The organism is Franzmannia qiaohouensis (genome assembly GCF_031451695.1).
Classification (GTDB): Bacteria; Pseudomonadota; Gammaproteobacteria; order Pseudomonadales; family Halomonadaceae; genus Franzmannia; species Franzmannia qiaohouensis.
Genome location: NZ_JARWAM010000002.1, coordinates 140,776 through 165,893 on the forward strand (window position 1 = coordinate 140,776; position 25,118 = coordinate 165,893).

The window sequence follows — 25,118 nt, forward strand, 5'->3', positions numbered from 1 at the left end:
AGTGGTACAAAACAACATCACCATCGGTCTGACGTTCGGCGTCTATCTGCTGGTCATGCTCGGCATCGGCATCGTCGCCTATCGGCGCACCACCAACCTCTCCGACTACATTCTCGGCGGCCGCTCGCTGGGCCCCTGGACCTCGGCGATCTCCGCCGGCGCCTCGGACATGTCCGGCTGGCTGCTGCTGGGCCTGCCCGGCGCGGCCTACGTCAGCGGCATCTCGGCCAGCTGGATCGCCATCGGCCTGCTGATCGGCACCTGGCTCAACTGGCTGATCGTCGCGCGTCGCCTGCGTATCTATAGCTTCCGCGCCAGCGACTCGCTGACGCTACCCGACTTCTTCGCCAACCGTTTCAACGACAACACCCAGCTGCTACGGGTAATCTCGGCGATCTTCATCCTGGTGTTCTTCCTGTTCTACACCAGCTCCGGACTGGTCGCCGGTGGGCGGCTGTTCGAGACGGTGTTCGGCTTCGACTACACCATTGCCGTCACCGTCGGCACCCTGGCGATCATCTTCTATACCTTCTTCGGCGGCTTCCTGGCAGTGTCGTGGACCGACCTTATCCAGGGCCTGATGATGGCAGCGGCCCTGGCCATCGTGCCGATCATCGCCTTCAGCGACCTGGGCGGTGCCAGCGGTGCCGGCGCGGCGCTGGCTGCCGAGAGCGAGCACATGCTGGCGTGGTTCCGCGATGCCTCCACCGGCGAGGCGCTGACCGCCATGAGCATCATCAGCTCGCTGGCCTGGGGCCTGGGCTACTTCGGCCAGCCGCACATCCTGGCGCGCTTCGCCGCCATCCGCAGCGAAGACGACATCCCCACCGCGCGGCGCATCGCCGTCAGCTGGTCAGCGCTGTGCCTGGTAGCCGCCGTGGCCGTCGGCCTGCTCGGGGTCGGTTTCGTGTCGCGCGAGCTCGGCGACGGCGAGACGGTATTCATGGTCATGGTCAACCTGATCTTCCATCCGGTGATTGCCGGCATCCTGCTCGCCGCCATCCTGGCCGCGGTGATGTCCACCGCCGACTCCCAACTGCTGGTCTCCTCCTCGGCGCTCACCGACGACTTCTACAAGGCGCTGTTCCGCAAGGATGCCTCACAGTCGGAGCTGGTATGGGTCGGCCGCTTCGCGGTGATCGGCATCGCCGTCCTGGCCTATCTGCTGGCACTCAATCCCGACGCCACCGTGCTCGACCTGGTCTCCTACGCCTGGGCCGGCTTCGGTGCCGCCTTCGGCCCGGCACTGATCATGTCGCTGTTCTGGCGGCGCATGAACCAGTGGGGCGCGCTGGCCGGGATCATCGTCGGTGGCATCACCGTGGTGGTCTGGGCAGAGCTCTCCGGCGGCCTGTTCGACCTCTACGAGATCGTCCCCGGCGTGGTTTTCGCCTATCTCGCCATCGTCGCCGTCAGCCTGGCAACCGACGAGCCAGCTTCCAGCGTGACCGCCGAGTTCGACGCCATCGACCGCGGCTAATCGTCACACCCTGAACGCAAGGAGCCGCCGATGGGCGGCTCCTTGCGCTGTGGCTCGTGGCCGCCGGCGCGCAATTCAGCCACTGCCCCACAGCCCCCTCGCCACGACCACCAGCGAGAAGGCGCCCAGCAGCCACCAGCATAGCGGCGGCCCCAACAGCAGTCGCAGCAGACCCCGTTCGGGTACCAGTCCAGCGCCTAGGCTGAAGCCTGACCCCAGCGCCCAGATGCCCAGTACGATCAGCGGCAGCCGCCAGCCCATCGCCAGTGCGCTCAGCAGCTCCGGGCTCCACAGCAGCCACAGCGCCAGCAGCGTCGAAATACCCATCGCCACCAGCGGCGCCTGGGGCAGTCCGGCGAGACGTGTCGCGAAACTCGGCATGCATTTCTCCCAGCGATCCATTCCGCTTCAGTAAAGATGATAATTGCCGTCATGGCGAGGTCTCCAAGCGACGGAGCCGTGGCGATTGCGCAGCGCAGCCAAAGATAAACAAAAGTGATACATGAATTGTTTTGCGTATAACTTGGCCTCCGCTATACTCTGACTACGACCTCAGCAATACCTTGGTTTTATCGGCCCTATTGCGCTGATTGCAATTTTCAACCAGACTTAGGAAACAGCGTTTCTTATACTAGGTTGTCAAACACGGTTTGGAACGCCATTGCCATCCGGCAAGGCATTGATGTGACGAAGCAAGGCTTCAAGGAGAACACCCATGAAAACTACCAAACTGATTACCGCCGCCGCCATCGCTGGTTGCAGCCTGTTTGCCGCCCAGTCCGCCCTGGCCTACAGCGCCGGTGACTTCTTCGTGCGCGGTGGCGTGGCCAAGACCGACACCCGCTCCGACAACGGTAACGTTGGCGATGCCGACCTGGGCATCAGCAGCGCAGAGCGCGGCTTCTCCTACGGCCTCGGCTACCTGTTCCACGACAATATCGGCGTCGAGCTCTCCGGTACTGAAAAGTTCGAGCACGATCTGACGGTTGACGGCGCCGCAGCTGGCACCGTGGATCGCATGCCGATCAACCTGATGGTCAACTATTACCCGCTGGGCGGCCTCGACTCGCGCGTGCAGCCCTACGTTGGCGCTGGCCTCAACTACACTCGCTTCTCCGGTGAGTCACTTGAAGGTCTCGACGTGCGTCGCTCTTATGGCGCCATTGGCCAGGTGGGTATCGATCTGGCGGTCACCGACAACGTGATGCTCAACGGCTTCGCCAACTATGCCGATGTCGATAGTGATATCCGCATCGACGGCACCGAAGTGGGCACCGCCAAGGTCGATCCGCTGACCATCGGCGGTGGCGTGACCTTCCGCTTCTGATCGGTTGATGCGGCGGCATTGGTCGCCACATCGAAAACCAGACGCCGGGGCCATGGCCCCGGCGTTTTCGTATGCATGACTGTTTTGGCGTGCAGGGCTAGAGAGGCGCTCGCGCAAGCGTGCGCCAACCGGGCAGCATCAGCCTGCGGTGGTGGCATGCAGCCCCAGCACCGCCAGGGTCGCGGCATCCAATCCCTCCACCGCTTCCACCTCGCGCAGGCGAGCGTGATAGTCGGCGCTCAGGAAGGCCTCGCCGGCCAGCAGATGGGTGAGGTACTCCCGGGCCGGCTTGAGCGAACCGCGAGTCCGCTCGGGAACCGCGATATACACCCAGGCCTCGATCACGCCATGGTGGGTAATGATCTCGCGGCGCTGGCGCTGGTAATCGTGGGGCACGCCCTCGAAGGGGTCCATCAGCTCGATCTGCTGCGGCGTCATCAGCTCGAACAGCGCGCCTTCGACCCGCGCCCCGGGCTGGCTGGCGACGTTGGCGTGGGCGATCCCCGGGATTCGCGAGGCCTTGTCGAAACGCAGCGCGTGGTCGGCCAGTGTGCCCGGCAGCGCGCGCCGGGTAGCGCCGATGCGCGCCTCGACGCGTGCCGGGTTCATGTTGCTGCCGTAGGCAAAGTAGTACGCCATGCTCAGTTCTCCGTGACCACGAGATCGACGCGCTCTATCGCCTTGACCACCAGCAGCAGGTGGTGCGCCGGCACGCCCACCTGGCGTAGATAGACCTCGGCGGCCGGCGCCACGCTGCAGCTGGACGGCAGCGGTGCCTGGGCCTCGACCAGCGCATCAAGCCTGGCGACGAAGACATAGCGCAGCCACTGCGGCAGTTCCATACTGTCGACGCAGAACGGCTGTTGGCTGGCCAGCGCCTTGGCCGAGGGCTGCTCGACCCGCCACAGGTCGGCCGCCTTGAGGGTGGCTTCCAGTTCGCGCAGGGCCTGGTCGAGTCGTTGGTGCGGATTCATGATTTCTCCCTTGGACATGTCGCCATTATCCCGTGCCGATCCAGGCCTGGCCACCCCACTGCTGTGAGGGAATTCACAGATTCACTGCAAGAGCCTGTGGATAACCCTTTGACAACTGTCGTATGCCCACCCCTCATGGGCACTCGCGCAAACTGATCAATTTATGACCAGCGAGCCTGATGGCGTGCTTCGACCAAGCGTTGATGCTGCTGACAAGCAGCCCGGCCTCGCGGTACAGTGCGCGGCTCGACCCAGGGAAAGTGCCATGCAGCCGATTGCGACACTAAGCGACTTCTTCGACCGCAGTGGGGCCGAGGTGCGGCTCTATCATATGGGCCGTCGCGTTGCCCCCTGCCCGCCCGCCACCCTCGCCGAGTTCGAGCAGGGCACTCAGCCGTGGCCGGCGCACTGGCAGGGCGAGGCGCGCCTGGCCTGCGTGTTTCGCCTACGCCCCGAACAGGAGCCGATGATCTGGTTCCTGGCCCTGCCGCTGGACGAACAGGCCCGGCTCAGCGCCGCGCCGCGTGACGCTTTCATCCAGCGCCTGCTGGAGACCCTGGGGCGCAGCGCCGAGCACCTCGAGTCGCCGTCCCAAGCCAGCCACATCGACAATCTGATGAAGGACAACCCGTTGGCCTTCACACCGACGCTGCCGCTGCAGGCCATGCTCCACGCGCGCGCCAGTGCCGACCTCGACGCCCCCGCCAGCCAGCACCACGAACTCGCCGAGGAGTACCTCACCGGCGAACACCAGCACGAATGGCAGGCGCTGGGACTACAGGGCCTGGCCGACGTCGCGGTGCGCCACGACGCCGCCCAGGCTGAGCGCATCGCCGCCCGCTTCGACGCACTACCCGATCAAGTGCTGCAACCGCTGTGCTACTGCCTCGAGCACCTGCCGCTGGCGCCATGCCTGGCGGCGGCGCTACGCCGGCGCGGTGAGCGTGCCGCCGGCGAGGGCGACCTCGAGACCCTGTGCGCCTGCGTGCGTGGAGTGGGTGCCAGCGACTCGGTGGCCGCGGCCTGGTACAGCGAGCTGCTCGACGACCCGGCCGCCTGCGGCCCCGATCTACTCGCCGCCATGGCCGCACGCGGCTGGGAGCACCTCGAGGACGACGAGCGCCTGCCGCGCTTCCTGACCCGCCTGGCCGAGCATCCCCAGGCCGAGTTCAGCGCCCTGGCCCGCGACCTGGCGTTGATTCCCCGGCTGCGGCTGCCGGTGCTGATGACCCTGCGCCAGGCCGCCCCGGGCTCGGCCATCGGCCAGCGCCTGAGCGGCCTGACACCCACGCGTTGAGCGAGGTACACCCCATGAAGTCGCTGCCCTACCACGCCCAGGCGGTCATCGGTCGCCGTGAAATGGTTACCCTTCCCGAGCTCGGCCTGAGCCTGTGCGCCAAGGCCGATACCGGCGCGCGCACCTCGTCGCTGCACGCCGAGGATATCGAATCCTTCGAGGAGCACGGCCATGTCTGGGTGAGCTTCGTCACTCGTGCCGGCGGGCCAGGCAGCCCGGCTCATCCGTTCAAGCTGCACCTCCATGACCGCCGCCGAGTCACCAGCTCCAACGGCCACGCCGAGTGGCGCTACGTGATCCGCACGCGCCTCGAACTCGGCAGCTTGCATTTCGACACCGAACTGACCCTGGCCGACCGCAGCAACCTGCGCCACCCGATGCTGCTAGGCCGGCGCACCATGCGTCGATTGCTGATTGCGCCCGGGGAAGCCTTCCTGCACGGTGAGCCCTGAGACGCGGCTAGCATGCCGCCTATACCGATGACATTCGCTAAGGGATTGATCCATGCACATTGCCCTGCTGTCGCGTAACCGCAACCTCTATTCAACGCGTCGGCTGATCGAAGCCGCCGAGACGCGCGGCCACGGCGTACGCGTGGTCGACACCCTGCGCTGCTACATGAACATTGCATCCCACCGCCCCTCGATCCACTACAAGGGCGCGGAGATCGAGCATTTCGATGCGGTGGTCCCACGCATCGGCGCCTCGGTGACCTTCTACGGCTGTGCGGTATTGCGTCAGTTCGAGATGATGGGCACCTATGTGCTCAACGACTCGGTGTCCATCACCCGCTCCCGCGACAAGCTGCGCTCGCTGCAGCTGCTATCACGCAAGGGGCTGGGCTTGCCGATCACCGGCTTCGCTCACTCCCCGGATGACATCCCCGACCTGATCACCATGGTCAAGGGCGCCCCCTTGGTGATCAAGCTGCTCGAGGGTACCCAGGGCATCGGCGTGGTGCTGGCCGAGACCAATCAGGCCGCGGAGAGCGTGATCCAGGCGTTCATGGGCATGAAGGCCAACATCATGGTTCAGGAGTACATCAAGGAGGCCAAGGGCGCCGATATCCGCTGCTTCGTGATCGGCGACAAGGTGGTGGCGTCGATGAAGCGCCAGGCCGCAGAGGGTGAGTTTCGCTCCAACCTCCATCGTGGCGGCAGCGCCAGCGTGATTCGCATCACCCCGGAGGAGCGCTCCACGGCGATTCGTGCCGCCAAGGCCATGGGCCTGCGCGTGGCCGGCGTCGACCTGCTGCGCTCGAACCATGGCCCGGTGATCATGGAGGTCAACTCCTCCCCCGGCCTGCAGGGTATCGAGACCGCGACCGGCAAGGACATCGCCGGGCTGATCATCGAGCATATCGAGAAGCACGCCGCCCCCTCACACAAGGCGCCACCCAAGCCCAAGGGCTGACCACAGGCAAGCTAAGCCCCGAATAACGGATAAAAGTGTGCAAACGCGAAAATTATTCGCAACGGGGCTAGCAAAACACTGTTTCCACCCGCACAATTTGGGTCACCGGAGGAGGTGACCGCTCATGTTTCTTGACAATCGCCAGGTGGCGATGGATAGCCTGCTGGAAGCGCTGGCCGACAGTCTCGATTATTTTCAGGACAATCTCGAACGCCTGCGCCCTTCCCTGCGCGAAACGCTCAAGCCTCACTATGACGAGCGCGATGCGGCCATGCATGAGCTGCAGACGCTGGCCAAGAAGCATCTGCGCCTGTTGCCACGCGACGCCGACGTCGAGCGCGACGACTACCTGTGGCTGTGGAGTCGCCTCAAGAGCTTCGTCGGCAACGACAGCCAGGTACTGATCGGCGAGCTGCTGGAGCAGGAGCGCGTGCTGATGCAGGCGCTGGCCACGGTCCATACCCACCCCCTGCCGGATGCCATCGAGCCGGTCATCGAGCGCTGCTGGAAGAACTGCCGGGCACTGATCCGCGAGCTCTATCGCATCCAGAAGCAGCGCCGCTAAGCCCGAGGCGCGATCTCCAGCGGCTCCAATGGTCCCAGGAAATAGGGCCGCCGCTCCCACAGATAGAGATCGCCCAGGGTCGCCACCCGCGCCACCCACTCGCGCATCTGTAGCCGCCACACACCGGCCACCGGCTGTGCCGGCGCCGCACAGCCGGTGGCCTCGAGCCCCAGCGCATCGGCGATGAACAGTGCCCGCGGCAGGTGCCACGACTGAGTGACCAATAGCGCCCGCTCGACGCCGAACACATCGCGCGCCCGGGACAGGGTATCGAAGGTACTGAAGCCGGCGTAGTCGAGGGTCATGTCGACGTCGCGCACCTGGCGGGCGCGCAGGTCGCGCCACATGGTCACCGGCTCATTGTAGAACCGCGTGCGGTTGTCGCCGGAGAGCAGTAGATGCTGGACTCGACGCATGCGCATCAGCCGCGAGGCGGCGCTCATGCGCGCCTCGAAGTGAGGGTTGCGGCCGCCGGCGCGGGTCCAGTGGGAAGTACCGAAGACGATCGCCACCGGCTGCGCGCTGCAGATCGGCAGGTCGTGCTCGATGCGCGCCTGGGTCTTGGCCAGCACCCAGGCATTGGCGGCCACGAACAGCAGCACCGCCACCAGCAGCGCGGCGCCAAGCACCATCAGCACGGCCCTGAAAGGCTTCCACAGCGACATCATTATCGGCATCGAGCTCCCCGGTTGGCGGCAACCGCGCCCCATTGACGCGGCAAGCCGCGGCCGGGCGCCGGCTCAGAACATGCCCAGTTCCAGCTTGGCCTCGTCGCTCATCATCTCACGACTCCAGGGCGGATCGAAGACGATCTCGGTATGCACCTGGCTGATCTGCGGCGCACCGAGGATCTTGTTGCGCGCGTCGGCGGCAATCACGTCGCCCATGCCGCAGCCGGGTGCGGTCAGCGTCATGCGAATGGTGACGATGCGCTCACCGCTCAGCAAGCGCTCGATACGACAGCCGTAAACCAGCCCCAGCTCGACGATATCCACCGGAATCTCCGGGTCGAAGCAGGTACGCAGCTGATCCCACACGAACTGCTCGATCTCCTCGTCGCTGGCATCTTCTTGCAGCGTCGGACGCGGCAGCGCCTCCAGGCCCAGGGCGTCGAGATTGGCGCCCTCGACCAGGTAGAGGCGACCTTCGAAGGCGACGCTGACGCTGCTGCCCTTGGCCTGCATCACCGAGACGATGCTGTCCTCGGGCAGGGTAATAGTCTTGCCGAAGGGGATCGAGATCACCGCCACGTCGCGCTGCAGCGGCAGGCTCTGGCCCTTCTGGAGGCTGGCAATCTGCTCGATATCGCTCATTCGACTCCTTATCTCACCATGCCAATGACCCGCTCCAGGGCGGCGGCGAAGATCTCGACTTCCTCGAGGGTGTTATAGGCCGCAAAGGAGGCACGGCAGGTGGCATCGACACCGAACTGCGCCAGCAGCGGCTGGGCACAGTGGTGCCCGGTGCGAATCGCCACGCCGAGCTGGTCGATCAGCAGGCCGATATCCTGGGCATGCGCGCCGTCGACCACGAACGACAGCACGCTGGCCTTGCGCGGCGCGGTGCCGAGGATACGCAGGCCGTCGATACGCAGCACCCGCTGGGTGGCGACCTCCAGCAGTTGCGCTTCCCAGGCACCGATGGCCTCGACGCCAACGCCCTCGAGCCAGCGCAGCGCCTCGCCGAGGGCGATGACCTCGGCAATCGCCGGAGTGCCGGCCTCGAACTTGTGGGGAATCGCGGCGAAGGTGGTAGGCGCCTCGAACGACACCGTCTGGATCATCTCGCCGCCACCCTGCCACGGAGGCATGGCCTCGAGCAGCGCCGCCTTGCCGTACAGCACGCCGACCCCGGTGGGCCCGTAGACCTTGTGCCCCGAGAAGGCGTAGAAATCGGCATCGATATCGCGCACGTCCACCACCTGATGCGGCGCCGCCTGGGCGCCATCGATCAGGATCAGCGCGCCGTGGGCGTGGGCGATGCTCGCCATCTCCTTCACCGGGTTGACGGTACCGAAGGCGTTGGAGACGTGGTTAACCGCCACCAGCCGGGTGCGCTCACTGAACAGCCCGCGGTAGGCGTCGAGGTCGAGCACCCCGCGAGTGTCCACCGGAATCACCTTGACCACGATGCCCAGCTGGCTGGCCAGCAGCTGCCAGGGAACGATGTTGGAGTGGTGCTCGAGGCGCGACACCAGCACTTCGTCGCCGGGGCGAAGATTGTCGCGCCCCCAGGCGTTGGCGACCAGGTTGATCGCCTCGGTGGTGCCGCGGGTAAAGATGATCTCGCGGCTGTCGCCGGCATTGAGGAAGCCGCGCACCGTTTCACGAGTACCCTCGAAGGCCGCCGTGGCTTCATCGGCCAGGGTATGCAGCCCGCGATGGATATTGGCGTTGTAGCCCGCGTAGTAGTTGCTGAACGCTTCGATCACCCGCCGCGGCGTCTGGCTGGTGGCGGCGTTATCGAGGTAGACCAGCGGCTTGCCGTGCACCTCGCGGGCCAGGATCGGAAACTCCTCGCGCAGCGCGGCGACATCCAGCGCTGGCGTATCGAGTCGGGTGGCAAGTTCGGTCATGTCACTCTCCTGAGGGGCGCGCCGCTCATTGCTCATCCAGCGCCGCAGCGGCCTCGACCAGTCCGGCCAGGTTGAAGCGCTCGGGCAGCTTGCCGGCCACCGCCAGCTCGACGCGTTCGGCGATGGCGTCGAGTTTGACCTGATCGAGCACCTCGCCGGCGAAGGCCAGGGTCAGCAGGCCGCGCGCGGTCTGCTGGTCGATGCCGCGGGTGCGCAGGGCAAAGATCGCCTCTTCATCGAGTTGGCCGGTGGTGGTGCCGTGGGAGCACTTGACGTCATCGGCGTAGATCTCGAGCTCCGGCTTGGCGTCGATCTCGGCGCGATCCGAGAGCAGCAGGTTGGCGTTGCTCTGGAAGCCTTCGATCTTCTGGCTGTCGCGCTTGACCACCACACGGCCGTTGAACACGCCGCGGGCACGGTCGTCGAGAATGCCCTTGTAGTTCTCGTTGGAGAAGGTCAGCGGCGCATTGTGGTTGGCGACGGTGTGGTTATCGATGTGCTGGCGGCCCTGGCCGTAGAACAGCCCGTAGAAGTTGGCCACCGCGCCCTGACCGTTGAGGTCGCTGATCAGGTCGTTGCGCACCAGGCCGCCGCCCAGGTTCAGGTTATACGAGGTGTAGCGGCTGTCGCGGGCCTGTTCGGCGTGGATGCTGGCCACGTGCAGGTCGCCCAGCGGCGCTTCCTGCAGCTTGTAGTGATCGAGAATCGCCCCGCGCTCGAGGATCAGCTCGGCGACCAGGTTGGTGAAATTGGCCGCGTCCTCCTCGCCGATATGATGTTCGATCAGCGTCGCCTGGCTGCGCGCGCCGGCCTCGACCAGCAGCCGCGGATGGCACATTACCGGCTGGGCGCCGCTTCTGGAGAGAAACTGCACCACCAGCGGCTTGTCGACCACGCAACCCGGCGCCAGACGCAGCACCGCGCCCTCCTCCATGAAGGCGGTATTGAGTGCCGAGAACGGCGAGAACTCGACGCCGGTCAAGCGACCCAGCGGCCCGCCCACGGCCTCGTGATTGTCGGCCAGGGCCTGCGACAGCGGCACCAGCTGCACGCCCTGGGGCAAGCCTTCTAGCTGCGACAGCGCCGGGGCATAAACGCCGTCGACGAAGGTCAGCCGGTAGGCGTCGATGGGCAGCGTCAGGGTAGCAGCGACGGTCTGCGAGAAATCGGCGTCCTCGGCCAGCGCGAACTCACCGTTGGCGATAGCGCGTACATCGGTGTACTTCCAGGCTTCATCGCGGCGGGTCGGGAAACCCAGCGCCTCGAAGCGTGCCGCACCGGCCTGGCGGCGTGCGGCAATCCAGGACGGCTCGGGGCCGTGCCGGTCGCGCTTGGCGCTGCGCCGGGCGAGGCTGTCGAGAAAGGTCTGTTCGCTCATGCCGCCGTCTCCTCGACCACCCAGTCGTAGCCGCGCGATTCGAGCTGCTTGGCGAGCTCGGCATCACCGCTCTTGGCGATGCGTCCGTCGACCAGCACGTGGACCCGGTCCGGCACGATATAGTCGAGCAGGCGCTGGTAGTGGGTCACAAGCAGGATGCCGCGATCTTCGGCACGCAGACTATTGACGCCGTCGGCGACGACCTTCATGGCATCGATATCGAGCCCCGAGTCGATCTCGTCGAGCATCGCCAGCTTGGGCTGCAGCACCAGCATCTGCAGGATCTCGTTGCGCTTCTTCTCACCGCCGGAGAAGCCCTCATTGACCGCGCGCTGCAGGAAGCTGGCGTCCATCTTCATTTCGCCGAGCTTGTCCTTGACCAGCTTCATGAACTCCGGTGCCGGCACTTCTTCCTGGCCACGCGCAGCACGCTGGGCATTGAGGGCAGCCTTGAGCAGGTAGATGTTCTTGACCCCAGGGATCTCCACCGGGTACTGGAAGCCGAGCAGCAGGCCGGCTTGGGCACGCTCCTCGATCTCCATCTCGAGCACGTCCTGGCCCTGGAAGGTGATCGAGCCCTGGGTGACTTCGTAGCCGTCCTTGCCGGCGATCACCGCCGACAGCGTCGACTTGCCAGCCCCGTTGGGGCCCATGATAGCGTGGACTTCACCGGCCTTGATGGTCAGGCTGAGGCCCTTGAGGATGGTCTGGCCTTCCACCGTAACGTGCAGATCCTTGACTTCGAGCATTGCGATTACCTTTTTCGATTCTGACGAGCCGCCGCGGCGACCCGCAACATTAACAGTATTTCTAGACGCCCTAGGCGCGTCATGAGCGATGGTCAATCAAGGCGGAGGCCCGACGAGTGCAGCGGAGTTGACTGCTGCTCAATGAGCATGCCGAGGAGGGCCTCCAACACAGAGTGACCGAGCGCAATAGCGCCTAGCCTACGGCGCCTTCCAGGGTCACGCTCAACAGCGCCTCGGCCTCGACGGCGAACTCCATCGGCAGCTCCTGGAAGACGTCCTTGCAGAAGCCGTTGACGATCATGCTCACCGCGTCCTCCTCAGAGATGCCGCGGCTCTGGCAGTAGAACAGCTGGTCCTCACCGATCTTGGAGGTGGTCGCCTCGTGCTCGATGGTGGCGGTGCTGTTACCAATCTCCTGGTAGGGGAAGGTATGCGCGCCGCACTGGTCGCCGATCAGCAGCGAGTCGCACTGGGTGAAGTTGCGCGCTCCCTTGGCCCTAGGGCCGATCTTGACCAGCCCGCGGTAGGACTGGTTGCTGCGCCCGGCGGAGATGCCCTTGGAGACGATGTAGGAGCGGGTACCCTCGCCGATATGGATCATCTTGGTGCCGGTATCGGCCTGCTGGCGGCCGTTGGTCACCGCCACCGAGTAGAACTCGCCGATGCTGTCCTTGCCGCGCAGCACGCAGGAGGGATACTTCCAGGTGATCGCCGAGCCGGTCTCGACCTGGGTCCAGCTGATCCGCGAGCGGGCACCGCGGCAGTCGCCGCGCTTGGTGACGAAGTTGTAGATGCCGCCCTTGCCGTCCTCGTCGCCGGGATACCAGTTCTGCACCGTGGAGTACTTGATGTAGGCGTCGTCCAGCGCCACCAGCTCGACCACCGCGGCGTGCAGCTGGTTCTCGTCACGCTGCGGCGCGGTGCAGCCCTCCAGGTACGAGACCTGGGCGCGGCTCTCGCAGATGATCAGGGTGCGCTCGAACTGGCCGGTATTGGCGGCGTTGATGCGGAAGTAGGTGGAGAGCTCCATCGGGCAGGTCACGCCTTCCGGCACGAACACGAAGGAGCCGTCGGTGAACACCGCCGAGTTGAGCGCGGCGAAGTAGTTGTCGGCCACCGGCACCACCGTGCCCAGGTACTGCTTGATCAGCTCCGGGTAGTCGCGGATCGCCTCGGAGATCGAGCAGAAGATCACGCCCGCCTCGCCCAGCTTCTCCTTGAAGGTGGTGGTCACCGACACCGAGTCGAACACCGCATCCACCGCCACGCCGGCCAGCGCCGCGCGCTCGTGGAGCGGGATGCCCAGCTTCTCGTAGGTCTCGAGCAGCTTGGGGTCGACCTCATCGAGGCTCTGGGGGCGATCCTCGTCGCGCTTGGGGGCGCTGAAGTAGGAGATCGCCTGATAGTCGATGGGCGGATAGTCGAGATGCGCCCAGGAGGGCGGTGTCATCTTCAGCCACTGGCGGTAGGCGTCGAGACGCCAGTCGAGCATCCACTGCGGCTCGCCCTTCTTGTTGGAGATGAACGCAATGGTGCTCTCATCCAGGCCGGGCGGTATGGTGTCGCTCTCGATATCGGTCACGAAACCTTCTTTGTAGTCGCGACGAACGAGCTGTTCCATTTCCTCGGTTGCCATGTTCAATCCCCTCCCGGGCGTTACCGTCGAGCGCCGGGCTCGACATGTGCGTAATTGGGTTTAGCGGCTGGCACCGGCGGCCAGCGTGACGGTCTGGATCGGCAGCTGCACCGGCAGCTTGATCGGCGTGGTCTGGGCCAGGTGCGCCAGGGTCACGCTGTCGAGCAGGGTGCGCACGGCCAATGAAACGCGCTGCCAGTTGTCGGCCACCCCGCAGGTGGCGACCAGGTCGCAGTCACCGTCGGCATGGCTACATTCGGTCATCGCCACCGGACCTTCGATGGCCGCGATGATATCGCTGGCGGAGATCTCGCTCGCTTCCCTCGCCAGCCGGTAACCGCCCTGGGCGCCGCGCTGCGAAACCAGCAGTCCAGCGCGCACCAGCGACTTGAGCGTCTTGCTCACCGTGGGGTGCGGCAGGTGAACGGCATCGGCCAACTCTGCAGCCGCATGCGGCTGCTGCGGGTGACGCGCAATATGCGCCATCACCACGGCGGCATAGTCGGTCATGCGTGAGAGCTTGAGCATGCGGCACATCCTCGCGGGTCGTGGCCAGGTAGCGGCTCGTATTGGGGACCATTTTAGTCCTGTATAACCCCGATGTGAAGCGTGCACGGCATTTCTCGCTCTTCTGACGCAACATGCCGGCATGATCGCCACAGATGGCATCAATAATGACAATTATTCCCATTATCTATTGCTATCGTATCAGCCTCCCACGAGCCATCGCGACACTCGGGTGTCCCTACGTAGAGACAGCGCCAATCGGCTGTTTTAGGCGTTATTTTCCTACCCCAACCGGCTTGGCGTTGCCAGGCAACGACAGTCAGCGCCTGATCTGGCCAATGTAAGTACGCGCCAATGGCAACAGGAATTCCAATAAATTACTGTTATAAAAGAGATAAAAAAACACCTGGCACGATTTACGCAGGACCCTAGGGGTTTCGCACAGATCTCGGCAGTCTCGAACTCCCCATGGATGAGAGGGAGTGCGGCCGCCCAGATGGTTGTATCACTACGTCTTCCGCTCACAGCACGCACGCCATGGAAGCGTCACCAGCAAGGAGCGTCACTCATGCGGATCACCATTTTTGGCTCAGGTTACGTGGGCCTGGTCACCGGGGCCTGCCTGGCCGACGTTGGCCACGACGTCATCTGCGTCGATATCGACAGCGACAAGGTCGCCGCCCTCAATGACGGCCAGGTGCCGATTCACGAGCCGGGCCTGGAAATCATCATTCGTCATAATCTGGATGCCGGCCGACTGCGCTTCACCACCGACGCGGCCCGCGCAGTGGAGTTCGGCCTGCTGCAGTTCATCGCCGTGGGCACGCCCCCCGACGAAGACGGCAGCGCCGACCTGCAGTACGTGCTGCAGGTGGCCCGCACCATCGCCACCCATATGCGCGAATACAAGGTCATCGTCGACAAGTCGACGGTACCGGTGGGCACCGCCGAGAAGGTCAGCGCCTGCGTCGCCGAGACCCTTGCCGAGCGCGGTGCGACGCTGGCCTTCGATGTCTGCTCGAATCCGGAGTTTCTCAAGGAAGGCGCGGCCATCGAGGACTTCTCGCGCGGTGCGCGGATCGTCGTCGGCACCGACAGCGACCGCGTGCGCCAGGCCATGCGCGAATGCTACGCCCCCTACAGCCGGCTCCACGACAAGCTGATCTTCATGGACGTACGCAGCGCCGAGCTGACCAAGTACGCCGCCAATGCGATGCTCGCCACCAAGATCAGCTTCATCAACGAGATCGCCAACCTGGCCGAGAAGCTGGGGGCCGACATCGAGCATGTACGTCATGGCATCGGCAGCGATCCGCGCATCGGCCACCACTTCATCTATCCCGGCTGCGGCTACGGCGGTTCGTGTTTTCCCAAGGACGTCCAGGCGCTGGCGCGCACCGCCCATCAGGTCGGCCACCCGCCGCAACTCCTCGAGGCGGTGGAGTCGATCAACCTGCGCCAGAAGGATCAGCTGTTCGCCAAGCTGGAAGGCGCCTTTAACGGCGACCTGGCGGGCAAGACCATTGCCCTGTGGGGGCTGTCCTTCAAGCCCAATACCGACGACATGCGCGAAGCCCCGAGCCGCGCGCTGATGGAGTCGCTATGGGCCGCCGGCGCCCGGGTCCAGGCGTTCGATCCGGAGGCCCAGGACGAGTGCCGACGCATCTACGGCGAGCGTGCCGACCTGTCGCTGTGTAAGCGCCGCGACGAGGCATTGGAGGGTGCCGACGCGCTGGTCATCTGCACCGAGTGGAAGGCCTTCCGCAGCGTCGACTTCGCCATGCTCAAGCAGGCGCTGGCCAGCCCCATCGTCATCGATGGCCGCAACCTGTTCGAACCGGCCAGCGTCAAGCAGGCCGGCCTCGATTACTACGCCATCGGGCGCGGCGACTCACTGCAGGCCGTCCTAGCCTAGGAGTCGGTATGCAACCCTCTACCCCGCAACCCTCCTTCGCCAGCTGGGCGACGGAGGTCACCGTGCTGCTGTTCGGGCTGGCACTGCTGGTGGTGCTGATCAGCGAGCTGCCCCGCGACATCTTCTCGCCGGAGTCGCAGAGCTTCTTCTTCGTGATCGGTGCCATCGGCATGTGGCGCTACTCGTGGTGGTTCGTCCAGGCCGCGCGTTCGGTGTGGTACAACCGCCAGGTCTTTCCCCAGCTGCGCGCCGAGGCCGACGCCCTGGGCGACGCCGCCAAGCCCAGCGAGCTGTACGTGCTGTGCACCTCCTACCGCATCGAGCCGGAGGTCAACTTCGCGGTCTACGACGCGCTGATCGGCGAGGCCCGCGACTATGGCGTGCCGACGCTGGTCTTCGCGGCGATCTCCGACCGCAGCGATGTCGACGTGATCGAGCATGTGCTCGACGAGCACGGCTGGCCGGCCAATATCGAGGTGCGCTACATGTTCCAGAAGGGCGATGGCAAGCGCTCGGCGATGGCCGAGGTGCTGCGTGCCATCTCGCGCTGCTCGCCGGCGCCGGACGCCCTGCTGGTGTCGATGGACGGCGATATCCGCCTCGAGCCCGGCACCCTGTCACGCTCGCTGTCGTTCTTCGCCCTGCAGGACGACCTCGGCGCCTTGACCACCAACAACAACGCCATCGTCACCGGCGACGACGCCACCAAGGAGTGGTACGACCTGCGCTACGCCCAGCGCCATCTGGTGATGAGCTCGATGTCGCTATCCCAGCGCCTGCTGGTACTGACCGGCCGCTACAGTGCCTTTCGCGCCGAGCTGGCGACCCAGCCCAGCTTCATCGAGCTGGTCGAGAACGACCACGTCGAGCACTGGCGCTTCGGTAACTTCAAGTTCCTCTCCGGCGACGACAAGTCGACCTGGTACTGGCTGCTGCAGCGTGGCTGGAAGATGCGCTATCTGCCCGACGTCTACGTCTCGGGGTTCGAGGAACTGCCCGATCGCCGACGCTTCTTCGCCTCGACCCTCGACCTGATGCGTCGCTGGTACGGCAATATGCTGCGCACCAGCGACCGAGCCATCGCCCTGGGACCACGCCCGATGGGACTGTTTACCTGGTGGAGCCTGGTCGACCAGCGCTTGTCGATGTGGACCACCTTGGTGGGTCCCACGGTAGCCATCCTGGTCACCGCCTTCGTGCGTCCGTCGTTCATCTTCGCCTATCTGCTGTGGATCCTGTTCACGCGCAGCATCGCAGCGCTGATCCTGGCCTGGCAGCGCGGCCGCTTCAGCCTGCTGTGGGTGCCGCTGCTCTACTACAACCAGATCGGCGGGGCACTGCTCAAGACCTACGTCAGCTTCCGCTTCAATCGTCAGAAATGGTCACGCCAGGGCATCTCTGCCGGCGAGCCGACGAACCAGCGCGCGGTGCGCCGCCAGCGCCGCATGGGCCACTTCATGCACGGCGTCTACCTGGCCAGCCTGCTGTTCGTACTGGTGCTGGCCACCGGTGTGCTAGCCCCGCCGGATAGCGTGTCGCTGAACATCTTCCACGACAGCGGTGGCCTCAACGGCCGCTGATGTCTGCCCCGACTCGCGTTTGCAAGGAGCCTGTCACATGGACCCACGATATCCCGGTCGCCATGATCGAAGTGAACCCACCCTCGGCGCTCGACGTCGCTACCTGGACGACGGCCCGACCAGGCGCAATGGCTACCATGCCGCCGAGCATCACGCTCCGCCCCAGGAGACGCACGACTACCGCGAGGCGCCGCGCGCCGCGGACAGGCTGCGCCACGAGCGCCGCGACGAGCGCCAGCACGTGCGCATCTCGCCGCCGTTTCGCGTCGAGCTGGCCGACGGCCGGCGCCTCAACGGGCTGGACCTGTCGCTGGGCGGTTTCGCCGCCCATGCCGACACTGCCCTGGCCATCGACAGCCTGGTCGACGCCAGTCTGCTGGTCGAGGCCGGCGGCGCCGAGCTGATCATTCCGCTGCAGGCGCGCTGCCTGCGCTGCCACCCGTTCGAGGCTCACGGCGAGCATAAGCTGGCGTTCCAGATCACCGCCATCGACCCGCCCCACCTCGAGCTGCTGCGCCAGGTGGTGCGCGCCTACCTCAGCGGCCGGCATGCCAGCATCGAGCGGCTGGTCAGCGAGGAGGATCCACAAACGCCGCGCAAGCGCCAGCAGACCAGCGGCCCGACCCCGCCGGGGCGAACGCCCAAGCCGTGGGGACGCTACGCGCTGCTGTTTGCCGCCGCCGGGGTGCTGGTGGTGGCCGCGGCCGCCACCGCCTACCGCAACTTCATGCTCATCGAACCGAGCTTCGCGGCGGTCACCGCGCCGCGTATCGACATCCGCGCCCCCGGGGCGGGGATCCTCCGCGAGCACCAGTGGGAGGCCGGCGACCGCGTCGAGCGCGACGAGTACCTGACCGGGGTCAACAACAGCGACCTCGAGTCCGACCTGATCCTGGCCCAGGCCTCGCATCGCTACAACTCACAGCTGATCGACAATCTCCAGGCCAGCCTCGACGACCCCAATGCCCAGCAGGTCAGCCTGGTCAACTCGACCCAGCCGGCCAGCGGCGACACCGTCAACTACGAGACCGCCTCGCCGGAGATCGCCCAGGCCCGGGTCGAGCAGTTCGAGACCACCCGCGACTACGAGAGCTCGCGGATCAGCGCCCTGCAGTCGCGCATGTCGATGAACGAGATCACCAGCCCCTGCGACTGCCTAGTGGCCTGGGCGCTTTCCAGCGCCGACGGCACCTACATCAACGAGAGCGAGCGCATCATGACGCTGATTCGCACCGGCGAGGACGACGTGATGGTCGAGGCGCTGGTGCACATGAGCGATATCGCGCGCATCGAACCCGAGCAGGTCGCCTATGTCGCCCTGCCCCACGCCTCGGAGCCGATTCGCGCCCAGGTGCGCAGCGTGGCGCTGGACGTCGAGCGCCAGCCACGCGCCGGCTTCCCGGACTGGGTGCGCCAGCAGCAGAACGTGGCCAGCGTGCTGCTGGTGCCCGAGACCGACCTGCCGGCGGATGCCGTGGGCCAGCCGGTCGACGTGCGCTTCGCCGAGCAGCCGGTGCTGGCCGCCGGGGCCGAATGGGTCTGGCAGGGCGGCCGCGCCATGGCGCAGTTCGTCGAGCGCCTCTATCAGGCGGCCCAGGGCGGCGCCGACGATGCCCCCGAGCAAGCCCAGGAGAGCTGATGATGCCACTGCTTACGATTCATCCGATCCCCGCCGGCGCGGCGCTGACCGCGAGCGCGCTGCTCGCGGCGCTGCCACTGGCCGCCGACGACAGCGACGCCGCCCTGACCACCCCGGAGCCACAGGGCTGCTCGGCGCGCTACAGCGAGGTCGTCCATCACCGTCCGGCAAGCGATGCGGCGACCCCCAAGCAGGCGGTGCGTCGCGGCTTCGACACCCAGCGCGACTGGGGCACCGAGCACAACGTCGAAGTGCTGGCCGCACACGACGGCGGCCTCGACCAGCCGGTGCTGCGCGTGCACTACCCGGCCGGCACCTCCTCCCCCGGCGACGACGGCAACGGCCGCGGCCGGGGCGGCGCCGGCTTCTATACCCAAGACGCTGCCCTGGCCGGCGCCGACCGCGTCTGCCTGCGCTATCAGGTACGCTTCGCCGAGGATTTCGACTTCGTGCGCGGCGGCAAGCTGCCGGGACTCTACGGCGGCGAGGGGCCCAGCGGTGGCGAAGCCGCCGACGGCGACAACGGCTTCTCGATGCGCTTCATGTGGCGCGAACAGGGCCAGGGCGAGCTCTATGAGTACGTCGTCAACCAGGACGAGGACCACGGCGCCTCGGTGGGCCGCGGCCTGTGGCACTTCCCCACCGGCCACTGGATCAGCGTCGAGCAGGAGGTGGTGCTCAATCACCCCGACCGCGACGATGGCGTCGCCCGGGTATGGATCGACGGCGAGCCAGTGCTCGAACAGCATGGCATCGTCTATCGCACCAGCCAGGACGTCGACATCGAGGGGGTGATGTTCTCCACCTTCTTCGGCGGCCACGGCGAAGGCTGGCGCACGCCACGCGACCAGCATGCCGACTTCGGTGACTTCCGGCTCTACACCCCAGGATCATGATGCCCATGCCGTCGACACACGCCCTATCAACCTCCTGCCGGCGCCCGGCCCTGCTTGGGCCGGTTGCCGCGCTGCTGCTCGGCATCGCTTCCAGCGCCAGCGCCTTGACCACCGCCGAGCGCGAGGCGCTGGATCTATCCGACTACACCGTCACCGACCCTGACGCCGGCTACTTCGACGTCGAGGCGCGCATGGCGCTGCTCGATGGCACCTCCAACGCGCTGCTGCTGCAGGAGCTCGACGAACTCGCCACCGGTACCAGCTGCCGGCAGTTGCTGAGCATTCCGCCGATCACCACCCGGCTGCGGGTCCCGGGCTACTACCCCAACCCCGAGGAGTGGCAACTCGCCTCGGAGCCACTGTTCCAGTTCGAGGACAGCGTCTCGCTACTGGCCGGCAGCTTCGTCGCCACTGGCGACGACTACTACGCCGACTGTCTGGTGCGCTTCCTCGAGCGCTGGGCGGTCAACGATGCGCTGCTGGACTTCCACTACGAATCGATGGAACCCCAGGCGTGGTTCGCCACCGAGTCGATGATCTTCGCCGCGGCCATGGCCTACTCGGTGGTGCGCCCTTACATCAACGGCCGCGGGCAGGAGCAGGCCGATGTCGAGGAGTGGCTCAAGCGGCTCAGCGAGCGGCATATCAGCATCCCCGGCGAGGAGGGCAACAGCTGCTGTAACAACCACTTCTACCGCCGTGCGCTCTACGCGGCGATGGTCGGTGTGCTGCTGGAGGACGACGCGCTGTTCCAGATCGGCGTCAGCGCCGTCTACTCGGCGCTCCACGACCTCACCGAGGAGGGCGCGCTGCCGCTGGAAGTGGCCCGCGGTCGCCGCGCCACCCACTACCAGAACTACGCCCTGCTCTACCTGATTCCAATCATGGAGATCGTCGCCCGCCAGGGCTATGACATCCATGACCTCGAGATCGACGGCCGCAGTATCCACGACGCCGTGGACTTCGCCATGCAGGCCATCGCCGACCCGGCCAACCTCGGCGAGGACGTGCCCCTCGAGCAGTACGGCGGTTTTCTTCAGGATCCACAGTACTTCGCCTGGATGGAGCTCTACCAGACACGCTTCGATGACCCGCGCATCGCCGACTTCCTGCCCCGCCTGCGTCCCATCTACAACCGTAGTGCCGGCGGCTATATGACCCTCTACGTGATGCCGCCCGAGACGCAGCAGCAGGTCATCCTCGACGACGACGCACCAACCACCCAAGGCTTCGATGGCCTCGCGGCAAACTGAGCGTCGCGCACTCCCACGGGAAGAAAAGCACCATGCAACGACCACACCACCTACGCCCCCTCGTCACTTCCTGGCGCCAACTGCCCGCCTGTGCCGGGCTGGCCCTACTGGTCGGATGCGCCAGCTCCGGCGGCACACCGCCGGGGGAGAACCACGCCACCGCCCTGCCCGCACAGTACAGCCACTGGTTCGAAGGTAACGTCGAGGCCGACATGAGCGGCGACGACTGGAGCCGCGTCAACTACGCCCAGCAGCTCATCGAAGAGGGCGACTATACCCGCGCCCAGGATCAGCTGCGCCAGATGATCAACCTCGGCTTTCCGCCGGCGTCCTACCACATGGGGCGGATGTACGAGAACGGCCTCGGCGTCGAACGCGACCCCGCCGAGGCAGCACGCCACTACGCCGAGGCACTGGCGCTGCCGTCCTCCTCCCGCGGCCACGCCTCGCTCAACCTGGCCAAGCTCTATCTCGAGGGCGACGGAGTGGCGCGCAACGACGCCCTGGCCTACTACCTGCTGTGGCAGGCCATCGACGAAGAGGTCGAGCGCGATGCCGAGATCACCCTGGCGGAACTGATGGTCGAGGGCGGTGACGGCGTCCAGGCCGACCCGCGCCTGGCACACCGCCTCTATCGGCGCGCCGCCGAGCGCGGCGACTCACGCGCCCAACTGGCCCTGGCCGAGGCCTATCGCGCCGACGGTTGGCTGGTCGACGACCCCGAGCGCTCCCGGCAATACGCCGAGCAGGCCGCCGCCGGGCTGCAGGCCGAGGCCGAAGCCGGCGACACCGGCGCCATGCAGCGCCTGGCACGCCTCTACGGCGACGACGGCCTGCTCGATGGTGATTCGCAGCAGCGCCTCGACTGGCTGCTGGCGGCGGCGGAGTCCGGCGAACCCGGCGCCCAGACCCAGGCCGCACGCCTGCTGCTGGAAAGCGGCGATGAGGCCCAGGCCATCAGTCTGCTGGAGACCGCCGCCGGCCACGGTGACATCGACGCCATGGCGCTGCTTGGCGACCATCTGCTGCAGCGCTCTGCCCACGACGGCCAGGGCATCGCCTGGCTCGAGCGCGCCGCTGAGCGGGGCTCGGCCGACGCCGCGGTCAGCCTGGCCCGCGCCTACCTCGACGGCAACGGCATCGCCGGTGACCCGCAGCAGGCCATCGCTCTGCTCGAGCAGGCCGCCGAGCAGGACGACGGCTTCGCCCTGGCGCTGCTCGGCGAGCTCTACCTCAGCGACGAGCACCTGCCCTCGCAGCCGCTGCAGGCCGTCGACTACCTGCAGCGCGGCCACGAACTCGGCCACCCCTACGCCACCATGCAGCTCGGCGAGGTCTATCTCGAGGGCCGCGGCATGGCCGGCAACCCGCGTCAGGCCGAGACCTTGCTACGCGAGGCGGCACGCCAGGGCCAGGCCAGCGCCAAGCGCCTGCTCGGCGAGGCCTACCTGGAGGGCGAGACCCTCGACTATCACCCATCGCGCGGCGAGCGCCTGCTGCGCGAGGCAATCGAGGCCGGCGACACCACCGCCATGACGGTGCTCGGCGAAGCCTACCTGCAAGGCATTGAAGGCGAGCTGCAGCCCGAGTGGGGCATCGACCTGCTCGAGGACGCCGCCCGCCAGAGTGACGACTACGCCATGCTGGTGATGGGCCGCGCCTATCGTCACGGTGACGGCGTCGAGCGCGACCTGCAGCGCTCCGCCTACTGGTTACGCCAGGCCGAGGATGCCGGCCACGAGTCGGCCGGCGATGCGCTGATGTACACCCAGCGCGATCTCGGCGCGGCGGGAAATATCGAAGCGCTGGTCAGCGCCGCCGAAGATGGCCACCCCGGCGCCATGGCCGATCTGGGTCGCGCCTATCTCGAGGGCCAGGGGGTCGCCGCCAACGCCGACCAGGCCCGCGCCTGGCTGCAACGCGCCGACCGCGCCGGTCATCCCGGTGCCGCGGCGAGCCTCGGCCGCCTGCAGCTCGAGGCCGGCGACGAAGCCGCCGCCCGCGACTACCTGGAACGTGCCGTGGCCGGTGGCCATGGCGGTGCCCAGGCCGACCTCGGCGAGCTGCTGATCGACTCGGGCGACGATCCCGAGCGCGGCATGCAGCTGCTTACGCAAGCGGCCCACGCCGGCCATAGCGGCGCGCGCCTGCACCTTGGCCAGGCCTACCTGCACGGCGACGAGGGCCTGCCCCAGGACACCCAGCGCGGCCTCGACTACCTGCAGGAGGCGGTGGACAACGGCCACCCCGGCGCCCAGGCGGTGCTGGGCCGCGAGTACCTGCGCGGTGAGGTGCTGGAGTACGACGCCACGCGCGGCAGCGACCTGCTGTTGGCCGCCGCAGAGCAGGGCCATGCTAGCGCACGCCTGGCGCTGGCCGAGGCCTACCTGGCGGCCAACGGCCTGGAGAGCGCCAACAACGAGCAGGCGCTGATCTGGCTGGAGGGCGTGATCGAGGGCGACAGCCAGCTGGCCTCACAGACCCTGCGCCAGCTGCTCACCGAAGATAGCGCCCGCGACGCCATCGGCAGCCGCGATCTCTCGGCGGCACTGGAGTAACCAGGCCCCCAATAACAACAACGAGCCGCCCCTTGGGGCGGCTCGTTGCATTTCAGGCGACCCGCAGGCCGCGGCCATCAGCCGTCGAAGGGATTGCGCAGCACGATGGTCTCGTTGCGGTCCGGCCCGGTGGAGATGATATCGATGCTGGTGCCTACCTGCTCTTCGAGGAAGCTGATATAGGCACGGGCGTTGGCCGGCAGCTCCTCGACCCGCTTGACGCCCAGGGTCGATTCGCTCCAGCCCGGCAGGTCATGATACAGCGGCTCGATGGCTTCATAGCCTTCGGAATCCACCGGGGTATCGAGCACGTCACCGTCCTTGCTGCGATAGCCGATGCAGACACGGATGTTCTCCAGCCCGTCGAGCACATCGAGCTTGGTCAGGCAGATGCCCGACACCGAGTTGATCTGCACCGCGTGGCGCAGCGCCACGGCGTCGAACCAGCCACAGCGACGTGCGCGACCAGTGGTGGCGCCGAACTCATGGCCGCGCTCGGCCAGGTGGCGGCCGTGGGCATCGAACAGCTCGGTGGGGAACGGCCCCGAGCCGACCCGCGTAGTGTAGGCCTTGGTGATGCCCAGCACGTAATCGAGATATAGCGGCCCCACGCCGGAACCGGTGGCGGTGCCACCGGCGGTGGTGTTGGAGCTGGTGACGAACGGATAGGTGCCGTGGTCGATGTCGAGCAGCGAGCCCTGGGCACCCTCGAACAGGATGTTCTCGCCGGCCTTGCGCAGGTCGTGGACCAGACCCACGGTATCGCAGACCATCGGACGCAGCTCCTCGGCCATCTCCATGGCCTCGTCGAGCACCTGCTGGAAGTCCACCGCCGGCTCGCCGTGGTACTGGGTCAGCACGAAGTTGTGGTAGTCGAGCACCTCGCCGAGCTTGGAGGCGAACCGCTCACGGTGCAGCATGTCGCCCAGGCGCAGGCCGCGACGCGCCACCTTGTCTTCATAGGCAGGGCCGATGCCGCGTCCGGTGGTACCGATCTTGGCCACGCCGCGGGCCTTCTCACGCGCCTGGTCGAGGCGCACGTGGTAGGAGAGGATCAGCGGGCAGGCCGGCGACAGCCTCAGGCGCTTGCGTACCGGTACGCCCTTGGCCTCGAGCTCGCGGATCTCCTTGATCAGCGCCTCCGGCGACAGCACCACGCCATTGCCGATCACGCAGGTCTTGTCGTCGCGCAGCACGCCGGAGGGGATCAGGTGCAGGACGGTCTTCTCGCCGTCGATGACCAGCGTATGGCCGGCGTTGTGCCCGCCCTGGAAGCGCACCACGGCGCTCGCCGATTCGGTCAGCAGGTCGACGACCTTGCCCTTGCCTTCGTCACCCCACTGGGTGCCCAGTACGACTACATTCTTGCCCATTGC

General features: G+C 66.4%; 23 protein-coding genes. 12 read left to right on the forward strand and 11 right to left on the reverse strand.

The window, feature by feature from the left end:
• Nucleotide 1 precedes the first annotated feature (1 nt).
• On the forward strand, nucleotides 2-1,480 hold the full coding sequence (putP, locus tag QC821_RS02850) for a sodium/proline symporter PutP (RefSeq protein WP_309716693.1): 1,479 nt from the start codon (nucleotides 2-4) through the stop codon (nucleotides 1,478-1,480).
• Between the two features lie 75 nt (nucleotides 1,481-1,555).
• Here the strand turns inward: putP and QC821_RS02855 are convergent, their stop codons facing one another.
• A complete protein-coding gene (locus QC821_RS02855) occupies nucleotides 1,556-1,861 on the reverse strand; it encodes a cyd operon YbgE family protein (RefSeq protein WP_309716696.1) in 306 nt (101 codons plus the stop codon).
• Between the two features lie 334 nt (nucleotides 1,862-2,195).
• Here QC821_RS02855 and QC821_RS02860 point away from each other — a divergent pair, with 334 nt between their 5' ends.
• The gene (locus QC821_RS02860; protein WP_309716699.1) at nucleotides 2,196-2,807 is read left to right on the forward strand and encodes an OmpW/AlkL family protein; all 612 of its coding nucleotides are present in this window, start codon (nucleotides 2,196-2,198) and stop codon (nucleotides 2,805-2,807) included.
• A 138-nt stretch (nucleotides 2,808-2,945) separates the two neighbouring features.
• Here the strand turns inward: QC821_RS02860 and QC821_RS02865 are convergent, their stop codons facing one another.
• Together QC821_RS02865 and QC821_RS02870 are read right to left on the reverse strand one after the other, a co-directional pair.
• Complete coding sequence (locus QC821_RS02865) at nucleotides 2,946-3,446, reverse strand: gamma-glutamylcyclotransferase family protein (RefSeq protein WP_309716702.1); 501 nt, start codon at nucleotides 3,444-3,446, stop codon at nucleotides 2,946-2,948.
• 2 nt (nucleotides 3,447-3,448) lie between these two features.
• On the reverse strand, nucleotides 3,449-3,781 hold the full coding sequence (locus QC821_RS02870; RefSeq protein ID WP_309716704.1) for a YqcC family protein: 333 nt from the start codon (nucleotides 3,779-3,781) through the stop codon (nucleotides 3,449-3,451).
• Between the two features lie 265 nt (nucleotides 3,782-4,046).
• Between QC821_RS02870 and QC821_RS02875 the strand changes: the two genes are divergently transcribed.
• The 4 genes from QC821_RS02875 to QC821_RS02890 all read left to right on the forward strand — a co-directional run bounded on the left by QC821_RS02875 (nucleotide 4,047) and on the right by QC821_RS02890 (nucleotide 7,056).
• Nucleotides 4,047-5,078, forward strand: coding sequence for a DUF3549 family protein (locus QC821_RS02875; protein WP_309716707.1), 1,032 nt, complete (start codon nucleotides 4,047-4,049; stop codon nucleotides 5,076-5,078).
• 14 nt (nucleotides 5,079-5,092) lie between these two features.
• Entirely contained in the window at nucleotides 5,093-5,530 is a 438-nt protein-coding gene (locus QC821_RS02880) for an ATP-dependent zinc protease family protein (RefSeq protein ID WP_309716709.1), read from the forward strand.
• 52 nt (nucleotides 5,531-5,582) lie between these two features.
• A complete protein-coding gene (gene rimK, locus QC821_RS02885; protein WP_309716712.1) occupies nucleotides 5,583-6,491 on the forward strand; it encodes a 30S ribosomal protein S6--L-glutamate ligase in 909 nt (302 codons plus the stop codon).
• Between the two features lie 124 nt (nucleotides 6,492-6,615).
• A complete protein-coding gene (locus QC821_RS02890) occupies nucleotides 6,616-7,056 on the forward strand; it encodes a hypothetical protein (RefSeq protein WP_095620957.1) in 441 nt (146 codons plus the stop codon).
• Here QC821_RS02890 and QC821_RS02895 read toward each other — a convergent pair.
• The 7 genes from QC821_RS02895 to QC821_RS02925 all read right to left on the reverse strand — a co-directional run bounded on the left by QC821_RS02895 (nucleotide 7,053) and on the right by QC821_RS02925 (nucleotide 13,922).
• On the reverse strand, nucleotides 7,053-7,733 hold the full coding sequence (locus tag QC821_RS02895; RefSeq protein WP_309716717.1) for a SanA/YdcF family protein: 681 nt from the start codon (nucleotides 7,731-7,733) through the stop codon (nucleotides 7,053-7,055). The two genes, QC821_RS02890 and QC821_RS02895, sit on opposite strands and share 4 nt — an antisense overlap.
• 63 nt (nucleotides 7,734-7,796) lie before the next feature.
• The gene (sufT, locus tag QC821_RS02900) at nucleotides 7,797-8,369 is read right to left on the reverse strand and encodes a putative Fe-S cluster assembly protein SufT (protein WP_309716720.1); all 573 of its coding nucleotides are present in this window, start codon (nucleotides 8,367-8,369) and stop codon (nucleotides 7,797-7,799) included.
• 8 nt (nucleotides 8,370-8,377) lie between these two features.
• On the reverse strand, nucleotides 8,378-9,631 hold the full coding sequence (locus QC821_RS02905; RefSeq protein ID WP_309716723.1) for a SufS family cysteine desulfurase: 1,254 nt from the start codon (nucleotides 9,629-9,631) through the stop codon (nucleotides 8,378-8,380).
• A 25-nt stretch (nucleotides 9,632-9,656) separates the two neighbouring features.
• The gene (gene sufD, locus QC821_RS02910; RefSeq protein WP_309716726.1) at nucleotides 9,657-11,009 is read right to left on the reverse strand and encodes a Fe-S cluster assembly protein SufD; all 1,353 of its coding nucleotides are present in this window, start codon (nucleotides 11,007-11,009) and stop codon (nucleotides 9,657-9,659) included.
• On the reverse strand, nucleotides 11,006-11,758 hold the full coding sequence (gene sufC / locus QC821_RS02915; protein ID WP_309716729.1) for a Fe-S cluster assembly ATPase SufC: 753 nt from the start codon (nucleotides 11,756-11,758) through the stop codon (nucleotides 11,006-11,008). Before sufC ends, sufD begins: the two co-directional genes overlap by 4 nt.
• A 193-nt stretch (nucleotides 11,759-11,951) precedes the next feature.
• Nucleotides 11,952-13,394, reverse strand: coding sequence for a Fe-S cluster assembly protein SufB (gene sufB / locus QC821_RS02920; protein WP_309716731.1), 1,443 nt, complete (start codon nucleotides 13,392-13,394; stop codon nucleotides 11,952-11,954).
• A gap of 60 nt (nucleotides 13,395-13,454) precedes the next feature.
• Nucleotides 13,455-13,922, reverse strand: a complete 468-nt coding sequence (locus QC821_RS02925; RefSeq protein ID WP_095620963.1) for an SUF system Fe-S cluster assembly regulator — start codon at nucleotides 13,920-13,922, stop codon at nucleotides 13,455-13,457.
• Between the two features lie 547 nt (nucleotides 13,923-14,469).
• Between QC821_RS02925 and QC821_RS02930 the strand changes: the two genes are divergently transcribed.
• The 6 genes from QC821_RS02930 to QC821_RS02955 are packed head-to-tail and all read left to right on the forward strand — an operon-like array spanning nucleotide 14,470 to nucleotide 23,742.
• The gene (locus tag QC821_RS02930) at nucleotides 14,470-15,816 is read left to right on the forward strand and encodes a UDP-glucose dehydrogenase family protein (protein WP_309716736.1); all 1,347 of its coding nucleotides are present in this window, start codon (nucleotides 14,470-14,472) and stop codon (nucleotides 15,814-15,816) included.
• A gap of 8 nt (nucleotides 15,817-15,824) precedes the next feature.
• Nucleotides 15,825-17,396 (forward strand): glycosyltransferase, encoded by a 1,572-nt coding sequence (locus QC821_RS02935; protein ID WP_309716739.1) that lies wholly within the window; start codon nucleotides 15,825-15,827, stop codon nucleotides 17,394-17,396.
• Between the two features lie 37 nt (nucleotides 17,397-17,433).
• A complete protein-coding gene (locus QC821_RS02940) occupies nucleotides 17,434-19,035 on the forward strand; it encodes an HlyD family efflux transporter periplasmic adaptor subunit (protein WP_309716742.1) in 1,602 nt (533 codons plus the stop codon).
• Nucleotides 19,035-19,931, forward strand: a complete 897-nt coding sequence (locus tag QC821_RS02945) for a polysaccharide lyase (RefSeq protein WP_309716745.1) — start codon at nucleotides 19,035-19,037, stop codon at nucleotides 19,929-19,931. The genes QC821_RS02940 and QC821_RS02945 overlap by 1 nt, the downstream gene beginning before the upstream one ends.
• Before the next feature lie 5 nt (nucleotides 19,932-19,936).
• Entirely contained in the window at nucleotides 19,937-21,184 is a 1,248-nt protein-coding gene (locus QC821_RS02950; RefSeq protein WP_309716748.1) for an alginate lyase family protein, read from the forward strand.
• A gap of 32 nt (nucleotides 21,185-21,216) precedes the next feature.
• The gene (locus QC821_RS02955) at nucleotides 21,217-23,742 is read left to right on the forward strand and encodes a tetratricopeptide repeat protein (protein WP_309716751.1); all 2,526 of its coding nucleotides are present in this window, start codon (nucleotides 21,217-21,219) and stop codon (nucleotides 23,740-23,742) included.
• A gap of 77 nt (nucleotides 23,743-23,819) precedes the next feature.
• On the opposite strand, the gene QC821_RS02960 is transcribed toward QC821_RS02955, so the two are convergent.
• Nucleotides 23,820-25,115 (reverse strand): adenylosuccinate synthase, encoded by a 1,296-nt coding sequence (locus QC821_RS02960; RefSeq protein ID WP_309716754.1) that lies wholly within the window; start codon nucleotides 25,113-25,115, stop codon nucleotides 23,820-23,822.
• Nucleotides 25,116-25,118: the final 3 nt, after the last annotated feature.

Coding starts and splice junctions, on each gene's coding strand:
- rimK (WP_309716712.1), top strand. CDS start 5,583: ATGCACATTGCCCTGCTGTCGCGTAACCGCAACCTCTATTCAACGCGT.
- QC821_RS02925 (WP_095620963.1), bottom strand. CDS start 13,922: ATGCTCAAGCTCTCACGCATGACCGACTATGCCGCCGTGGTGATGGCG.
- sufC (WP_309716729.1), bottom strand. CDS start 11,758: ATGCTCGAAGTCAAGGATCTGCACGTTACGGTGGAAGGCCAGACCATC.
- sufT (WP_309716720.1), bottom strand. CDS start 8,369: ATGAGCGATATCGAGCAGATTGCCAGCCTCCAGAAGGGCCAGAGCCTG.
- QC821_RS02875 (WP_309716707.1), top strand. CDS start 4,047: ATGCAGCCGATTGCGACACTAAGCGACTTCTTCGACCGCAGTGGGGCC.
- QC821_RS02880 (WP_309716709.1), top strand. CDS start 5,093: ATGAAGTCGCTGCCCTACCACGCCCAGGCGGTCATCGGTCGCCGTGAA.
- QC821_RS02870 (WP_309716704.1), bottom strand. CDS start 3,781: ATGAATCCGCACCAACGACTCGACCAGGCCCTGCGCGAACTGGAAGCC.
- QC821_RS02945 (WP_309716745.1), top strand. CDS start 19,035: ATGATGCCACTGCTTACGATTCATCCGATCCCCGCCGGCGCGGCGCTG.
- QC821_RS02935 (WP_309716739.1), top strand. CDS start 15,825: ATGCAACCCTCTACCCCGCAACCCTCCTTCGCCAGCTGGGCGACGGAG.
- sufB (WP_309716731.1), bottom strand. CDS start 13,394: ATGGCAACCGAGGAAATGGAACAGCTCGTTCGTCGCGACTACAAAGAA.
- QC821_RS02950 (WP_309716748.1), top strand. CDS start 19,937: ATGCCGTCGACACACGCCCTATCAACCTCCTGCCGGCGCCCGGCCCTG.
- QC821_RS02865 (WP_309716702.1), bottom strand. CDS start 3,446: ATGGCGTACTACTTTGCCTACGGCAGCAACATGAACCCGGCACGCGTC.
- QC821_RS02890 (WP_095620957.1), top strand. CDS start 6,616: ATGTTTCTTGACAATCGCCAGGTGGCGATGGATAGCCTGCTGGAAGCG.
- QC821_RS02940 (WP_309716742.1), top strand. CDS start 17,434: ATGGACCCACGATATCCCGGTCGCCATGATCGAAGTGAACCCACCCTC.
- QC821_RS02860 (WP_309716699.1), top strand. CDS start 2,196: ATGAAAACTACCAAACTGATTACCGCCGCCGCCATCGCTGGTTGCAGC.
- QC821_RS02960 (WP_309716754.1), bottom strand. CDS start 25,115: ATGGGCAAGAATGTAGTCGTACTGGGCACCCAGTGGGGTGACGAAGGC.
- sufD (WP_309716726.1), bottom strand. CDS start 11,009: ATGAGCGAACAGACCTTTCTCGACAGCCTCGCCCGGCGCAGCGCCAAG.
- QC821_RS02905 (WP_309716723.1), bottom strand. CDS start 9,631: ATGACCGAACTTGCCACCCGACTCGATACGCCAGCGCTGGATGTCGCC.
- QC821_RS02895 (WP_309716717.1), bottom strand. CDS start 7,733: ATGCCGATAATGATGTCGCTGTGGAAGCCTTTCAGGGCCGTGCTGATG.
- QC821_RS02930 (WP_309716736.1), top strand. CDS start 14,470: ATGCGGATCACCATTTTTGGCTCAGGTTACGTGGGCCTGGTCACCGGG.
- QC821_RS02955 (WP_309716751.1), top strand. CDS start 21,217: ATGCAACGACCACACCACCTACGCCCCCTCGTCACTTCCTGGCGCCAA.
- QC821_RS02855 (WP_309716696.1), bottom strand. CDS start 1,861: ATGCCGAGTTTCGCGACACGTCTCGCCGGACTGCCCCAGGCGCCGCTG.